Origin of the sequence: Chryseobacterium lactis, from assembly GCF_003815875.1 — a bacterium.
GTDB classification, from domain to species: domain Bacteria; phylum Bacteroidota; class Bacteroidia; order Flavobacteriales; family Weeksellaceae; genus Chryseobacterium; species Chryseobacterium lactis.
The window spans coordinates 1,304,191-1,318,275 of record NZ_CP033924.1 but is presented as its reverse complement, the minus strand read 5'-3'; the positions used below and the strand labels follow the sequence as shown (position 1 = coordinate 1,318,275).

16 protein-coding genes are annotated in these 14,085 nt (G+C 36.7%); 2 read left to right on the top strand and 14 right to left on the bottom strand.

Annotated elements, in window-relative coordinates:
* Positions 1-49: 49 nt before the first annotated feature.
* Both EG342_RS05555 and EG342_RS05550 read right to left on the bottom strand, forming a co-directional pair.
* Positions 50-394 (bottom strand): hypothetical protein, encoded by a 345-nt coding sequence (locus EG342_RS05555; RefSeq protein WP_103288767.1) that lies wholly within the window; start codon positions 392-394, stop codon positions 50-52.
* 12 nt (positions 395-406) lie between these two features.
* A complete protein-coding gene (locus EG342_RS05550) occupies positions 407-1,144 on the bottom strand; it encodes a glycine-rich domain-containing protein (protein WP_103288766.1) in 738 nt (245 codons plus the stop codon).
* Between the two features lie 124 nt (positions 1,145-1,268).
* Between EG342_RS05550 and EG342_RS05545 the strand changes: the two genes are divergently transcribed.
* Both EG342_RS05545 and EG342_RS05540 read left to right on the top strand, forming a co-directional pair.
* Positions 1,269-2,165 carry a hypothetical protein gene (locus EG342_RS05545; RefSeq protein WP_103288765.1) on the top strand — a complete coding sequence of 299 codons (897 nt, stop codon included), beginning with the start codon at positions 1,269-1,271 and terminating at the stop codon, positions 2,163-2,165.
* Positions 2,166-2,347: 182 nt separating this feature from the next.
* Positions 2,348-3,574, top strand: coding sequence for a DUF6051 family protein (locus tag EG342_RS05540; protein WP_103288764.1), 1,227 nt, complete (start codon positions 2,348-2,350; stop codon positions 3,572-3,574).
* Between the two features lie 146 nt (positions 3,575-3,720).
* Here the strand turns inward: EG342_RS05540 and EG342_RS05535 are convergent, their stop codons facing one another.
* The 12 genes from EG342_RS05535 to EG342_RS05480 all read right to left on the bottom strand — a co-directional run bounded on the left by EG342_RS05535 (position 3,721) and on the right by EG342_RS05480 (position 13,985).
* Positions 3,721-4,464 carry a LytR/AlgR family response regulator transcription factor gene (locus tag EG342_RS05535; protein WP_103288763.1) on the bottom strand — a complete coding sequence of 248 codons (744 nt, stop codon included), beginning with the start codon at positions 4,462-4,464 and terminating at the stop codon, positions 3,721-3,723.
* Between the two features lie 59 nt (positions 4,465-4,523).
* Positions 4,524-4,814 (bottom strand): 2TM domain-containing protein, encoded by a 291-nt coding sequence (locus tag EG342_RS05530; RefSeq protein ID WP_103288762.1) that lies wholly within the window; start codon positions 4,812-4,814, stop codon positions 4,524-4,526.
* 23 nt (positions 4,815-4,837) lie between these two features.
* The gene (locus EG342_RS05525; RefSeq protein WP_103288761.1) at positions 4,838-5,131 is read right to left on the bottom strand and encodes a 2TM domain-containing protein; all 294 of its coding nucleotides are present in this window, start codon (positions 5,129-5,131) and stop codon (positions 4,838-4,840) included.
* Between the two features lie 183 nt (positions 5,132-5,314).
* A complete protein-coding gene (locus EG342_RS05520) occupies positions 5,315-5,884 on the bottom strand; it encodes a methyltransferase family protein (protein ID WP_103288760.1) in 570 nt (189 codons plus the stop codon).
* 57 nt (positions 5,885-5,941) lie between these two features.
* On the bottom strand, positions 5,942-6,250 hold the full coding sequence (locus EG342_RS05515; protein WP_103288759.1) for a 2TM domain-containing protein: 309 nt from the start codon (positions 6,248-6,250) through the stop codon (positions 5,942-5,944).
* A gap of 11 nt (positions 6,251-6,261) precedes the next feature.
* Positions 6,262-6,567, bottom strand: a complete 306-nt coding sequence (locus EG342_RS05510) for a 2TM domain-containing protein (protein ID WP_103288758.1) — start codon at positions 6,565-6,567, stop codon at positions 6,262-6,264.
* Positions 6,554-7,882: a 2TM domain-containing protein gene (locus EG342_RS05505; protein ID WP_103289281.1), complete on the bottom strand. Its 1,329-nt coding sequence runs from the start codon at positions 7,880-7,882 to the stop codon at positions 6,554-6,556. The genes EG342_RS05510 and EG342_RS05505 overlap by 14 nt, the downstream gene beginning before the upstream one ends.
* Before the next feature lie 141 nt (positions 7,883-8,023).
* Entirely contained in the window at positions 8,024-8,683 is a 660-nt protein-coding gene (locus EG342_RS05500; RefSeq protein ID WP_103288757.1) for a hypothetical protein, read from the bottom strand.
* A gap of 49 nt (positions 8,684-8,732) precedes the next feature.
* Positions 8,733-10,979: a TonB-dependent receptor gene (locus EG342_RS05495; protein ID WP_103288756.1), complete on the bottom strand. Its 2,247-nt coding sequence runs from the start codon at positions 10,977-10,979 to the stop codon at positions 8,733-8,735.
* A 93-nt stretch (positions 10,980-11,072) separates the two neighbouring features.
* Positions 11,073-11,996, bottom strand: a complete 924-nt coding sequence (locus tag EG342_RS05490; RefSeq protein WP_164465149.1) for an AraC family transcriptional regulator — start codon at positions 11,994-11,996, stop codon at positions 11,073-11,075.
* Between the two features lie 22 nt (positions 11,997-12,018).
* Entirely contained in the window at positions 12,019-13,260 is a 1,242-nt protein-coding gene (locus tag EG342_RS05485; protein WP_103288754.1) for a TCR/Tet family MFS transporter, read from the bottom strand.
* Positions 13,261-13,265: 5 nt separating this feature from the next.
* Complete coding sequence (locus tag EG342_RS05480; RefSeq protein WP_103288753.1) at positions 13,266-13,985, bottom strand: thioesterase II family protein; 720 nt, start codon at positions 13,983-13,985, stop codon at positions 13,266-13,268.
* Positions 13,986-14,085 lie beyond the last annotated feature (100 nt).

The window sequence follows — 14,085 nt, the reverse complement described above, 5'->3', positions numbered from 1 at the left end:
AAACCCGGAACATTATTGTTTCGGGTTTATTATTTTATTGATCTTTACTTCACTTTTTATTGGCTGAACTCAGCATAAAAACCAGTGTTATAATACTTTCTGCTATTAAAATCATGATAAGAAAACCGATAGGTTTCCCCAGCATGACTCCTCTTATCAGCTTTATAATTCCTAATAAAAAGATGAAACCCGCGAAGTAAAGTGTTGTTTTTGAAACACTTTCTTTAAAGGAATTTAAAATAAAAACCGAAGCGTAGAATCCCAGTAACAGGATTACATAGAACTTTAGAAAGTCCGGACCCTTAAGAATAATGGGATTAAATGTCTGATGAGTTGCCCAAAGCCATATCAGGCTTATCACAACCGGAGCTGAATGAATGATAACTTTTTTCATACTTATTATTTTTTATCCTCCGCAGCCACCGCATCCTCCACAACCGCCGCAGCCACCGCCACAACCTCCACCACCACTACAACTTGAGCCTCCACAGCTGCTTCCGTTATTGTTTTGTTGGTCTTTTCTATTGGGATCAGAGACCTCATTATTTCCTACTATTGCTCCTATTGTTCCCAGAATGAAAATAATTGCAAATACCACTCCTGTAACCAAAAGCCCGGTAAAACCAACTCCGTCTGTACATGAGAATAACAGCAGTAAGATAAAGGCTGGAGAAAAAAAAGACATCTTTTTCATCCAGGATTGTAATTTAGATTTTTTCTTCTGTTCTTTCCAGATGTCGTCAGGTGCTTCCTGCTGAAACACTTTCCGGTAATTCGTTAACGTATCATCAAACCAGTTCTGATGTTTTTGTTTTTCTGTAATTCCTCCCTTTGATGGATGGTGATGAAGCGGTTTTTTCAAAATATTGGGGCAAAAATCTTCCCAATAGTTCTGAGTGTAGATCAAATGCATATGCCACACTTTATCCACTATCTGGCTCGGCGAGGCTCCATTGGGAAGGATACAGCAGAGGTAGACAAATTTTTTATATTCTTCGATGGCCTTCTGTGCAAAATCTAAGCTCCAGTTTTCTTCTTTTGCCAACTTTTTTGAGAAAGGAAAAGCAGCATCCGGAGCATCTAAAGAAAATCCAAGGATTCTGTCCCAAAGAGATTCATCTTTTAATAACATACTTGTTTCCATTGTCTTATCGTTTATTTTTCTACTCAAATATCTTTTGATTTTAAAATATAAAAGTCTTTCAATAGTCTCTTTTGGTTTGATAAAAATCTTAAATTAGTCTTACAATAAAAATTAAAATAACCTGATGAAAAAAGAAGATATCCTGCATCTTGAGAAACTGATGAATTTCTTAAGCCGCCAGTTTTTAAAGAAAAACCAGTGGGAAGACGTCACAAAAACGGAATGGTCTTATATCAGTGCGGAACTGAATGACCTTATTACCAATGATCATTTGGAAAAAGGGATAAAAAAAGAGCCGGATCTTTTAGGAATCAATTATTTATACGAACATCTGATAATCAATAAACTGAAGAAGTTTAAACACAATGAAAATATCCCCTCAAGCAAGCCCAATCTGGCCAAACTCAGTCTGATTGTGAAAGTGTTGGGATATTCAAATTATATTGATTTTATTAATTCCAATACCGAGGCATTTAATTTTAATGATCTGAGGATTGACATGAATAATGTAAGCCTGAATACAGCTCTTTTGGACCGCCTGATCGGATGCTGGTATTCTTATAACAGAAATCTCCCGGAAAATCCTTCCCAGGCCAGAGAAGACAGAATCTGGCGTTCTGCAATGGAAATCTATAAGTCTGAAACTACAGGCGAGTATTTTGTAGAACGAAGCGGTGGCGACCATCATAAGTATTTCGGAAAGGTAACGGCATATTCCGATTATGTGTTTATCATTATGAACAGCAATACCTTCATTAGGCAAAGGCATTTTATTTCAAGGATAAAAGATATTAAAGAAAAGCTTAAAAACCCAGGCTACAAGCTGCATGAGCTGCATTTTATCAGTACATGTATCAGCTTTAACCAGGAACCGATTGCTTTGTTCGAAATTTTCCGGAAGGCAGACCGGAAGACCTTTATTTCAGATTCAATAAGTTTCCCGATCGACAGCGATGAGATCCCGGAATCAATTTTAAAACAGCTGGAAGACACTGAATCTAACAGAATAGATTACAGATAGTTAAACTAATTAAGACTGGAAATTTTATCATTGAAAATCAGATGAAAAGAGCTTATTCTATTATGAACAATATTTTTGTTTTCTCTTATGCCTAGAATACATTTAACCTTTCAAAATCAACAGATTACCGCAATAATTACCTAATTTAAAAGTTCTAATTATGAACCTCAGTTATTTTTGCTATGGAATATTATGAGTTGTATGAAATTTTGAAAAGTCACTTTGATTCCGGGAAAGAGTATGTGGAGATCAAAGACTTAAATGTAACGATTGAATCTGTTCCTTTTATTTCTAAGGCTTCAGACTCCCTTCATGGTTCGAACAATCATAACTGTACCGAACATCGGCAGCGACTGGAAATTGATGAGAACACTTATCTCCATTATGATCAGCCATCGGTAGATATTAAGGATTTTGACATAGAATGCAATAAGAAATTTGAATATTATATTCTTAAAAGAGCCGATGTGAAAACAGCTCAGGGATGTATTATTTTTTTCCACGGGTTGAATGAAAAGAAATGGGACAAATATCTTCCGTGGGCTTATGAGCTGGCCCAAAGAACCCGTAAAGCAATTATTCTGTTCCCGATTGCTTTTCATATGAATCGGGCAGAACCGATCTGGAGTGACCGTCACCATATGACGGAAATTGTTAATTTCAGAAAAAAGAGATATCCTGAAAACACCCATTTTTCTTATGTAAATGCGGCTATAAGTTCCAGACTTGAAGCGCATCCTCAGAGGCTTTTCTGGTCAGGGTTGCAAACGTATTCTGATATCATTGAAGTAGTGAAGGATATTAAGCAAAACAAAATACAAAGTATTTCCCCTGACGCCGGTTTAGATTTATTCGGGTATTCCATAGGTTCATTTCTTTCTATGATTATAAAAATGGCAGATCCGGAAAAGTTTTTCACGCAGTCGAAAGTATTTTGTTTTTGTGGAGGCATGACGATTGACCGGATGTTTCCGATTTCAAAATATATTATGGATGCCCAAGCTACGATTAAAATGCTATCTGCCTTTACTGAACTCTTAAGTTCTGATTTCCGGTTTGACAGAAGGTTAAAGCATTATCAGAATGAGAATTTACATCCTGAAGAAAGCTGGTTCAAAAAGATGCTGCGCTACAACTATTTTCAAAATGAAAGAGAGGAAAGGATGCGTGAAATTCAATCTCAAATCAAGGCTTATGTCCTGGAAAAAGATGCGGTGGCTCCTCCGATTGAAGCTTTAAATACTTTAAAAGGCGGCTACCGGAATATTGGTGCAGAAGTTGAAATACAGGATTTCCCCTACGAATATTCTCATATGGTTCCTTTTCCTTTAACGCATAAACATAAGAAAGAAGTTACTGAGGCATTCCGGCAGTTTGTGGGGGCTGCAAGTAGTTTCTTTACTCAATAAGCCTATCATTAAGCTCCAAAGACTGAAAGGAATAATTTAAAAATTAAGAGTAGAAGGACCATGGTATTATTGTTTTGGGATTCGGGTTATAAGGTGCGGAGTTTGGGGTGCAGCATTGGTTTTGAAATGGGAAGAAATACTGATCTTTAACTGACCAGCCAATCTTTAAAATCTTTCACGCGATCCCGGCTTACTGTAATTTCTTCCTGAGGCTGAAACTCAAGATCCACTTTATAATAAGGGGAAGTGTGGATATTTTTAATATAATCTGAATTAATGATAAACTGCCTGTTGACCCTGAAAAATTTCTTTCCATCCAGAACATCTTCCAGTTCGTCCAAGGTAAAATCTGAGGGAAAAGAACGTTCTTCTGTCTGAAGGTATACGATTTTGTTTTCACTGTAAAAACAAGTCACTTCCTGTGTCTGTACAATCTTCAGATTATATCCGATTTTTACCAACACCCTGGAAAGGGTAGATTTTTCTTTTCTGATGAGCTGTTTTATATCCTGAGAACCAAAAGTATCGTTGGCAGGAATAAAGGATTTGAATTTTTCCACAGCTCCGGCAAGATCTTCTTCTAAAATGGGTTTTAAAAGATAATCGATACTATTTAATTTGAAAGCTTTCAGGGTATATTGATCAAAAGCTGTTGTATAGATGATAAATCCTTTGGTGGGAACTTTCTCAAATATATCGAAAGAAAGCCCGTCTCCAAGGACGATATCTGAAAAGATTAATTGTGGATGTTCATTTTCAGTGAACCACTCCACGCCTTCTTCTACAGATTCTATCTTGGCAATTACCTCAATTTCAGGAAAGTTACTTAACATTCTCTCTAGTTTTCTTGAAGCCGGTTTTTCATCTTCGATAATGACAGTCTTGATCATTGAGTTTTAATTTTGGTTTTCAGATTTTTAGGAAATAAAGATAGATAAAAGCAGGCAGATTAATAGTCTATCGGTTGTTTGTCTTTTTGAAGTTCTTTTTCAATCATATCTTGTTCCCATTTGTTGTCAAAAAGAAAGAGTTTTATTGCTTTTATGGTTAAAATAAGAGCCCAGATGGCCAGTATGGTATAGCCATCAAACAATCTGATTCTTACAATATGATCTTCAAAAATATTGCTTTCAAATAGGTCGGAAGGAAGTATTACAATCGCTACGATCCCAAAAAAGAGAAGGCTTTTGTAAAATCTTTTAAGACTGTTGGTTCTTGCATATGCAGCTGGATAGTTCATGATTATATAAGTTTTAATAGTGATTATAATGTTTTTGTTTTTCCTCTTTCCTGGTCCATCAATTCTTTTATCTTCTTCTCTTCCCAGCTTTTTCCAAGTCCGAATACGTTTACGGCATGAAATGCAACTCCTATTCCCCAGCCTAACATCGGCCATAAGAACCATAAATATCCCGGAGCTGTCAAAAGGTTTAATGCTGCCAGAAATGGAATCACAATACAGTAAGAGGTAAGGTTTCCGTAAAACTCTTTTAATTCTTTAACTCTTTTTGAAGCTTTCTGGTAAGCGACTGTTTCTTTGTTGGATAAAATTTCCATAATGTTTTGTTTTAAAGGTTAGTTTGTCTTTTTCTTGAATCAAAGGTATGTCGGAAAACAGGCTCAGATCAATTTTATATTACCGAACGGTAACATTTGCTATCCGAAAGGTAAAAGCTTAGGACTAACGGAAATGATAGGCTGAACAAAGATTGCTTCGCCTTAGGCTCACAATGACAGAAACTAGTAAATAAACGGGATGAGTTTCTTGGTCTTACTTCTGTATTCGATATATTCATCACCAAACTGTTCCACCAAAGCCTGCTCCTCCACTTTAATTCTGTAGGCAAAAGCCAGAAACGGAGGCACAAAAGCAAATATCAGCGACAGCCAGTTATTAAGATATAAACCAAGCCCTAATGAGGTCAACAGAGAAAAAGCGTACGACGGATGTCTCAGGTATTTATAAAATCCTTCTCTTTTTATTTGATGATCATCTCTTATGGTCACATCCACTGTAAAATACTTTCCTAAAGACCTGATAATGACGAACCTGAAAATGATTCCTATCAGAATAAAGAATTCGCCCAGATAACAAATCCAGGTACCCTTTACGATCGGAAAAACAGTGTAAGAAGAAATCATAATAGAAGCTGCGATAGAAAAAGGAATGGCCAGCCAAAGGATATTCAGGGTAGATCTATCCTTTCCTTTTTTATCTTCTTTACCTGATTTGAGTATATTTTTATACAAAAATTCGGTTACAAACCATGCGCCCATTGAAATGGCAAAAACTGTTTCTAGAATATTCATTTCTGTATGATTTTAAGATTAAAAACTGTTGATTATTAACAAATTGAATACATATTACTATTCAATATCCTTCTCTTTCTCCATTAATTCTTTTATTTTCTTTTCTTCCCATTTACTGCCGAGAATAAACCCGGGCAGAAAAGCTCTCATTCCATAAGCTATCAATCCCATTCCCCAGAAAAAAGGGAGCAGAAAATATTTTATATGCCAGATCGTTTGGCCAGGCTTAAGCTCTCTATAGTTTAGAAATAAAATAAACAAATTGACAGCTATGTAAATGAAGATAAACATATAGAAGCCGCGGATCCTTTTTACTCTTTTTTCCGCCTCCTGATAGCGGATATCGTCTGTTTCTAAATTTTCCATGTGCCTGGTAATTATTGTTTGTTTTGCCTTTCGAGAATTTCCTTAATTTTTTTGTTCTCCCATTTTCTAATCATATCACTTTTAAATAAAAAAACGGTGACAGCATGAGCCAGCAGACCAATTCCCCAGAATGTGGCAGTAAAGAAATTTTTGAATTGAAAATAACTTTCGCCCGGCTTCAGGCTTTCATAGTTATAGTAGACAATAATACTATTGACCATGATATAGACGAATAAATGGCTGTAGAAACCTCTTAAGCGATCCACCTGTCGTTTAGCCTGCTGATATTGAATATCATCTTCGTTAAAGCTTTCCATGATGTTTGTTTTTTTGTTTATCCATAATCTCCCTTATTTTCTTTTCCTGCCAGGATCCTCCTACGCCGAAGACCTGAAATGCATGAGAAGCCAATCCAATTCCCCACCCTACGGCTGGAAACCAAAACCAATAGTTTCCACTTCGGCTAAAAAGATTGATAAAAATTAAGAACGGAATAATAATGCAATAAGAAATCAGGTTGGTATAAAATCCCTTGATTTCCTTCACTCTTTTTTGTGCTTTTTGATAAGCTTTGGATTCATCATCCTGTTGAACACTGACAACATTAGGCTTAGATGACAACATCGGAAGCTTTACTTTAAAATAATCTTCAGATTTTTCGATAAACACATTTCTTCTGGTGAGAAGTGCATAACGCTGAACAATATTAGCAAGCCCTATTCCCGAGCTTTCTTTGATCTGCTCCCGTACCTGAAGGTTATTTTCAATACAGAGGATATCATTGTCTGAAAATATCCTTATCATCAAAGGTCTTGAAGACGTTGCAAAATTATGTTTGATACAGTTTTCCAATAAGAGCTGTAAAGAAAGCGGCACTACATATTCTCGGTAATCTTCTTTTTTCACCTCAAAGGTAAAATCTACACTGTCTTCAAATCTTGTTTTTAAAAGATCACAATAGGTTTTCGCAAATTCTATCTCATCTTCCACCGTTACCAGTTCTTTATCTTTTTGTTCAAGTACATACCGGTAAATCTTTGACATTGAAGCGGTAAACTTTTGTGCCTGCTGCGGGTTTTCGTCAATTAAAGAGCTTAAAACATTTAATGAATTAAAAAGAAAATGAGGATCGAGCTGGTTTTTTAAACTCTCAAATTGTGCATTGGCAGACTTGGCAATCAGTTTTTGTTCCACCACTTCTTTTCTGGAAGTCTTTTTAAGCTCCTCCATAAATCCTTTGGCATGAAGAAAAGTAGTAATCAGCAGCGCAATATTGATCATAAACCAGTTGGTCAAACCATATTTTTGGGAGAAAAACTCTTCAATAGTGGCAGTTTTCTGAATCACAACATAATTCATAAAGTTGCAGAAATAAACAAGAATAAAATTACCGACAACAATTGAAATAATACTCAGGACCGCTCTTGTTTTCGTGGCTTCAGACCAGGGGAATTTTCTATTAAGATATTCATTAATAAATCCGTTTCCCATTCCCAATACAAAGGAATACATTGTGGAGAGCAGCAGTGTGATCAAAAAAGAGTGGAGATTCTTTTCATTAAAGAATAAAAAGAAGAACAAAGTAGTTCCCAAAGAGGTCCAAAGTAATATTTTAATGAATTTACGTTTCATGATCATTTTCTTAGCTCAAAATTAGTTTTTATTAAAGGTATCAAAAATTATTTCTTACCGAAGGGCTGTTTTTTTACACTGAACTGCACAAAAAAACCTTCACTGGATGAAGGCTTTTTTTAGTTGAATAAACAATTCTATTTACTTTGCTTTTTCTTCAGGAAGGCTGATGAAGTATTCGGCTTCAGATTTTCCCCAGTTCGGATCTAAAGCTGTTTTTGGCTTATAAGCATTAAACTTTGCCAGGGCTGCCTTAAACTGTTCTATTCCTTTGGTCTTACTTCCTCCGTATTGTTCCGGGGTAAAATAGGTGTCTTCTGCCTTAATCAAGGCTATTCTTGGATTACCCGGTTCCAGTTTTTCGGCAACGGTAAGTTCCTCTGACGCTCTTGCCCCATCGGTCATATAACGTTGCTGAGGGTTGACCATCATTCTAAGAGAAAAGGTCATTTTTCTCAACAAATGAATCTCTGCATTGTCTGCTCCAGCAAGATTCTGTGCCATTCCCAGGTATTTCTCTGCCTGTGATGCAATCGCATCAAGTTCCATCATATTTCCTGTTCTCATCATCACTCTTCCTTTTTGAATAGAAGCAAAAGCTGCATAATACTGTGGAAGCCATTGTGAGCTTTCCTTACTTCCAATCCTTTGAAAGTCATTCGCCAGAGTCTGGAAATCTTCCGGTGTTTTACAGGTTTCGATTTTTGCAATCTTATCAGTCATTATTTTTTCATAATCAGTCTGAGCAAAAGCGGTTAAGCTCATAAAAGCTAAAGCAAAGCTTAAAAGGTATTTTTTCATTATATTAATTTTTAAAGTTATTGATATTGTCTTCTTTAAAGTTATGTTTTTATAGGTTATTATTAATCGCATCTTCTGTTTTATCTGTTCCAAAACTTATAAAAGCGCCCACAAAAACGAATGTATTTACAGGAGGAACAACAGCTGAGCTTCGGGATCCATCTACAGAAAAATTGTATCCATATACATTTTTAGATCCTAAAACATTGGTAACACTCAATACCAGTACCATAAATGCTTTGGCATCTTTTTTCCCTAGATTAGGCAGATAATTGAAACTAAAATTAAGAGCATTATAATCTTTCAGTCTGCCTTCATTTCTTACATAATTGATGGATTTTCCCTCGTCAAACTGAGTTGCAATATCATAGTAAGGACGTCCTTTGGTGTAGGTATATGACATATTTACACCTAGTTTCCATTCAGGGATGAATCTTTTTACTACTGCTGACAGTGTATGTTCTGCTGCAAAGCTTGGTTTTAAGCTCACCGGATAATTCAGAAAGTCCCTTTTTGAATCCAGAAACGAATAAGTGATCCAGTAATCTATATTTTTAAAAGTTTTTTTATTGTCTCTCCAAAATAACTCCAATCCTTTTGCATAGCCGTAGCCGTCATTATTTAAAGCAGTCTGAATCTGTTGATTCTGTTCTTTTCCAGGATTGATATTAAAGGTCTTGATGAGTTGGTCATATTTTTTATAAAAGGCTTCAAAACGTAGAGTCCTTCCCTCTGAAGCTCTCTGCACCTGAAAAATATAGTGCTGTGATTTTTGAAAATCCAGATTTGCCGGACCGTTGATATATTTGCTTTCGGGATTCTGGTAAAAAAGACCATAGGCGAAAGAAGAGGTCCAGTCTTTTGCAAAGCGGTAGGCTAATGCTAAACGAGGTGCAATATTGCTTTTGTTTAAAAAAGATGAGTTTTCTGCCCTTACTCCGATCTTTGCAGATAAGGCATTGCTAAAGCCCAGATCAGTTTCCACAAAAGCGGAGGAAATCAGGTCGTTATATTGTTTATTGACGTCTCCGAAGTTTAGTTTTTCATCGGTGTTATTTAATTCAAAACCGCCTCTGATAGCACTTATTTTATTAATTTTTCTTTCTAAAACAGCTTTGAAGTTGATATAATTTCCATCTGTCAGCAATCTTGTCTTCCCTGATTCTGCATCATTCGTCTCCGTAGAAAAGTTAAGATCCGATCTGTTGTATGAATAAGAACCTCCTACATTCAGCAGGTATTTTCCGAACTTCTGTCTGAAAGATAAGTTATGATAGGTATTTTCTCCGTTGAGCCTTACCAGGGCAAAATCATATCCGGGTTCCAGGCTTTCCGTTTTCACCCCCATTTTATTGGAGTTGTACATCCCGTAATATTTTAGAAATCCGCCGGATTTTGTTTTTATTCTAAAATTAAAATCACTGTTTAAACCTTGTGGTGCATCAATGAAATTGGTATTGAAGTTAAGAGCTTTTTGCATCAGATTTAACATTGAATATCCTAACGTTGCTCCAAAAGAGTGGGTTTTATCATTACTAAGCCTCTGAAATCCGCCACTTAAAAAGATAGGAGAAATTGCAACATCATAAGAACTCTGATCCGGAAGGTCTACACTTTCCAACAATAAAGCTCCGGAAAGAGCCTGCCCATATAATGCAGAATATCCGCCACTTGAGAATATATTTCCTTTAAAGAGAGAAGTATTGAATTGATCTCTTCCCGCAATTCCCGGAATAGAATTAGAGAAATAATTGTTGATTAAGCTTCCATCCATAAAGATTTTGGATTCTGTTCCCGTACCCCCTCTGATGAATAGCCCTTCCTTATCACCAACTTTCTGAACTCCCGGAAGATAAGTTAAAGCTGAAGAAATCTGCCCGTCTGCACCGGCAGTGGTATAGATATCAATAGGGCTAAGCAAAGCCGTTGCTCTTTTTTTGTCGCTGGCTTCAATGGAACCCGCAGAAACCACGATTGCATCAATTTCACTGATCTGCTCTTTAAGTGAAACACTTATTACAACCTCCTGATTGTCAACATTAATACTTTTTTCAACTTCTTCATATTTGGGATGGATAAATGTTAATATCCGGCTCCCTTTTTCTGAAGTTTCAAAAGAGAAATTACCCTGCGCATCAGTAGTCGCTCCGTCATATGTATCTTTTAAAGTGACATTTACTTCAGGTATCCCTTTGTTTTTAAAGGTAACTTTCCCCGATACTTTTATCTGGGAATATCCTATTATAAAAGCAAAAAAGGAGATCAGAAATAGTATTTTTTGTCCTTGAGTTTTCATAGTTATTTATTTCTGGATCAAAAGTAATACGAAGAATACCTTTATGTAAAAAAAATTCTACTGAAAGGTATTCTTTTGTTTCCGAACGGGAAATTAATAAACCGGAATACAAAAATCCACGATCATTTTTCCTTCAGGATGTTCTTTAAAATTTGAGTGATAGATCTCAAAAGGAAACGCTCGCCGCATGGAATAATGATGCTCATTCATCCATAAAAAGAGGGAAACCCAGCATTGCTCAAAATCGTGGAGGGTGACCTCTCCGCTGCCCACGATATACTTTCCGCCCTCAAGGGTTTCAGAAAATATTTCTCCTTCCTGTTTCTCAAGCTTTTCCTTAAGCAGCATACAGGCATGAATTCTAACCTTATCGGGTGGAGTTACTTTAAAACTGTCGTGATATACAGAAATCATCTTGACGTTTTCCCGGGGAAAGAGGTTCTTCTTTACGGCCCAGTCGACTAACACATTGAAAGACGGTTCCACATTTACAATTCCTAAGCTCATTACAGACGCCAGATTCATTTCCGGCATTTCTTTTACTTCGATTTTTAAATTCATTGTAGTCCAATTTAACAGGTTTTCTATATTGCAAATGTATTGGCTGAAAACCGTATCGACTTGTCCGTTCTTGCGCTGTAATTGTAAAATCTTGTGAAATGTTTCGGGAGATGTTTTACGGAATTCTGAAGGAGGAACTCCGTAATATTTTTTAAATGTTTTGGTAAAAACCGAGTGATTTGAAAAGCCAAGTTCAAAGCAAATATCTTTGATTCCCACGTCTTTGCGCAGCGCCAGAAAAAAGGCACTTTTTTCTGTTCTTTTTCTGATGATATAGTTCTGAAGGGTTTCTCCGGTGATCAATTTAAAAATTCTGTGAAAATGAAATGGCGAATACGCACTGATCCCGGCAATTTTTTCCAGAGAGAGATCAGCATCCAGATTTTCATCAATGTACCGGATGGTCTTTACAATTCTTTTTTTATATTCTTCCAATTCAAAAGCGTTGATAGACAAAGGTATCAATCTGCGGAATAGGTTAGTTGTCTTTTATTGCACTTTCCACCGGTTTTTCATTTTTTATTCCCAGATAAATGCATAAACTTCCTGCAGAAGCCAGGACAGAACCTAAAATAAAAGGGGCTCCACTATATACCACACTCCCTTGTCCTGAAGAAAAATAGGAAAATATTCCGGTCATCAGTAAAGGACCAAAAATTGAGGTAATGCTGAGAACACTTGATAATCCACCCTGCAAAAGACCTTGTTTGTTTGCAGATACTTTTGAAGAAATCAGGGCCTGCAGTATGGGAGAAGCCATTCCTCCCAGTGCATAAGGAATCATGATCACAAACATCATCCATCCTTTATTGGCCAATCCGAATAATAAAAGACTGACGCAATAGAATGAGAGGAAGACCACAATTGCTTTCACCTGTCCCAATTTATTGATGAAAAAACCGATCAGTACTCCTTGAAAGATTGCAATCAAAAGCCCAAGAAATCCCAGTGAATATCCGATCATATCTTCTTTCCAGCTGAATCTTTCCATAGTATAGACATTCCATGTGCTTTGTATGGCATGTCCGGCCAGGGCAATAAGAACAAAGGCAAAGATCAGTGAGGGAGCTAATATTTCTTTGTTTAAACTTTTCATCACTCCAATTGGATTAGCGGTTTTCCAGGAAAAGGGTCGTCTATTTTCTTCTGTAAGGGATTCAGGCAGAACAAAAAATCCGTAGATAAGGTTAAGTAAGCTTAGTGCAGCTGCAGCATAAAAGGGAACACGTTCCCCATACTGTCCTAGCAACCCGCCAATTACAGGACCAATAATAAATCCGATTCCGGCAATAGCGCTTATCATTCCGAAGTTCTGTCCTTTTTTTTCAGGGGTACTGATGTCTGAAACATAAGCTGTTGCAGTCGTCATACTGGATCCCATAATACCAATAATCAGCCTTCCGATGAACAGCCAGACCATATTGGGAGCGAGGGCAAGAATGAGATAATCGATCCCAAGTCCCAGCAAAGAACATAAAAGAACAGGCCGCCGCCCATACCGGTCACTTAAATTTCCTAAAATAGGGGCAAATAAAAATTGCATTAAAGCATAAACGGAAACAAATAATCCGATATATTGCGCGGTGACACTTAAATCTTTTGCATGCGCCAGTTTTGAAATCAATCCCGGTAAAACGGGAACAATAATTCCGATTCCGATAATGTCAATCAGAATGGTAATATAAATAAATGCCAGTGCGTGTTCTTTTTTCTTAGTCATAATAGTTATTTAGCTAAGGTTATGTTTATCAGATTTTTAATAACCTGAGCCAGATAATTAAAATTCTGATTGATAAAGAAGTGGTTCCCGTTTACAATATGACATTCACAGTCGGCATCGGTATAATTTTTCCAATTCCTGATGTTGAGTGCATATTGTTCTGTTTTTCCCATGATGGCATAAACAGGCGTTTGTATTTTCCCTTCGAACGGTTTGTTCTCTTTATTTTCAAGCAATCCGAAATCGGCTCTGAGTACCGGTTCAAAAAAATCCAACAGCTCTTCTATTTCCATGACCTCATCTGATAATCCGCCTAGTTTTTTAACCTCAGCAAAAAATTCAGCTCTTGGAAGTCCTGCAATAGGAGCATTGTTTTTAATGTTGGGACCTGGATATCCTGTGGGAATAAAATATTCCGGGCCGTCTCCATTTTCTTCCATGATACGACAGATTTCAAGGCCGAGTATAGCTCCCATACTGTGTCCGTAGATGAGATAGGGTACATTTTTCTGTCTTGTTTTTTTTATCTGATCTAACAGTTCTTCTACTGCTTCTTTTTTATTTTTCAGAAAAGGTTCTGCCATACGATTTCCCCTGCCAGGAAGCTCCGGCGTTTCTATTTGAAAATAAGAATGCAGATTTTCCAGTAATGGACGGAATGAGTTTCTGTCCCCTCCTGCATAATGCAGTAAAAACAGCTGTGGTTTTGATGATATTGTGTTCATAAGTTTTCTTTATGGTTTTTATGCCTGAGCCTATAAAAAGTTTTCAATGTAAGACTTTTCTCATTCCGAGAGCAGCAAAGAATCTTTAAAAACAAAGGGT

Excerpts from the sequence above, each read along its gene's own strand:
- EG342_RS05555 (WP_103288767.1), bottom strand. The coding sequence starts at position 394 with ATGAAAAAAGTTATCATTCATTCAGCTCCGGTTGTGATAAGCCTGATA.
- EG342_RS05550 (WP_103288766.1), bottom strand. The coding sequence starts at position 1,144 with ATGGAAACAAGTATGTTATTAAAAGATGAATCTCTTTGGGACAGAATC.
- EG342_RS05545 (WP_103288765.1), top strand. The coding sequence starts at position 1,269 with ATGAAAAAAGAAGATATCCTGCATCTTGAGAAACTGATGAATTTCTTA.
- EG342_RS05540 (WP_103288764.1), top strand. The coding sequence starts at position 2,348 with ATGGAATATTATGAGTTGTATGAAATTTTGAAAAGTCACTTTGATTCC.
- EG342_RS05535 (WP_103288763.1), bottom strand. The coding sequence starts at position 4,464 with ATGATCAAGACTGTCATTATCGAAGATGAAAAACCGGCTTCAAGAAAA.
- EG342_RS05530 (WP_103288762.1), bottom strand. The coding sequence starts at position 4,814 with ATGAACTATCCAGCTGCATATGCAAGAACCAACAGTCTTAAAAGATTT.
- EG342_RS05525 (WP_103288761.1), bottom strand. The coding sequence starts at position 5,131 with ATGGAAATTTTATCCAACAAAGAAACAGTCGCTTACCAGAAAGCTTCA.
- EG342_RS05520 (WP_103288760.1), bottom strand. The coding sequence starts at position 5,884 with ATGAATATTCTAGAAACAGTTTTTGCCATTTCAATGGGCGCATGGTTT.
- EG342_RS05515 (WP_103288759.1), bottom strand. The coding sequence starts at position 6,250 with ATGGAAAATTTAGAAACAGACGATATCCGCTATCAGGAGGCGGAAAAA.
- EG342_RS05510 (WP_103288758.1), bottom strand. The coding sequence starts at position 6,567 with ATGGAAAGCTTTAACGAAGATGATATTCAATATCAGCAGGCTAAACGA.
- EG342_RS05505 (WP_103289281.1), bottom strand. The coding sequence starts at position 7,882 with ATGAAACGTAAATTCATTAAAATATTACTTTGGACCTCTTTGGGAACT.
- EG342_RS05500 (WP_103288757.1), bottom strand. The coding sequence starts at position 8,683 with ATGAAAAAATACCTTTTAAGCTTTGCTTTAGCTTTTATGAGCTTAACC.
- EG342_RS05495 (WP_103288756.1), bottom strand. The coding sequence starts at position 10,979 with ATGAAAACTCAAGGACAAAAAATACTATTTCTGATCTCCTTTTTTGCT.
- EG342_RS05485 (WP_103288754.1), bottom strand. The coding sequence starts at position 13,260 with ATGACTAAGAAAAAAGAACACGCACTGGCATTTATTTATATTACCATT.
- EG342_RS05480 (WP_103288753.1), bottom strand. The coding sequence starts at position 13,985 with ATGAACACAATATCATCAAAACCACAGCTGTTTTTACTGCATTATGCA.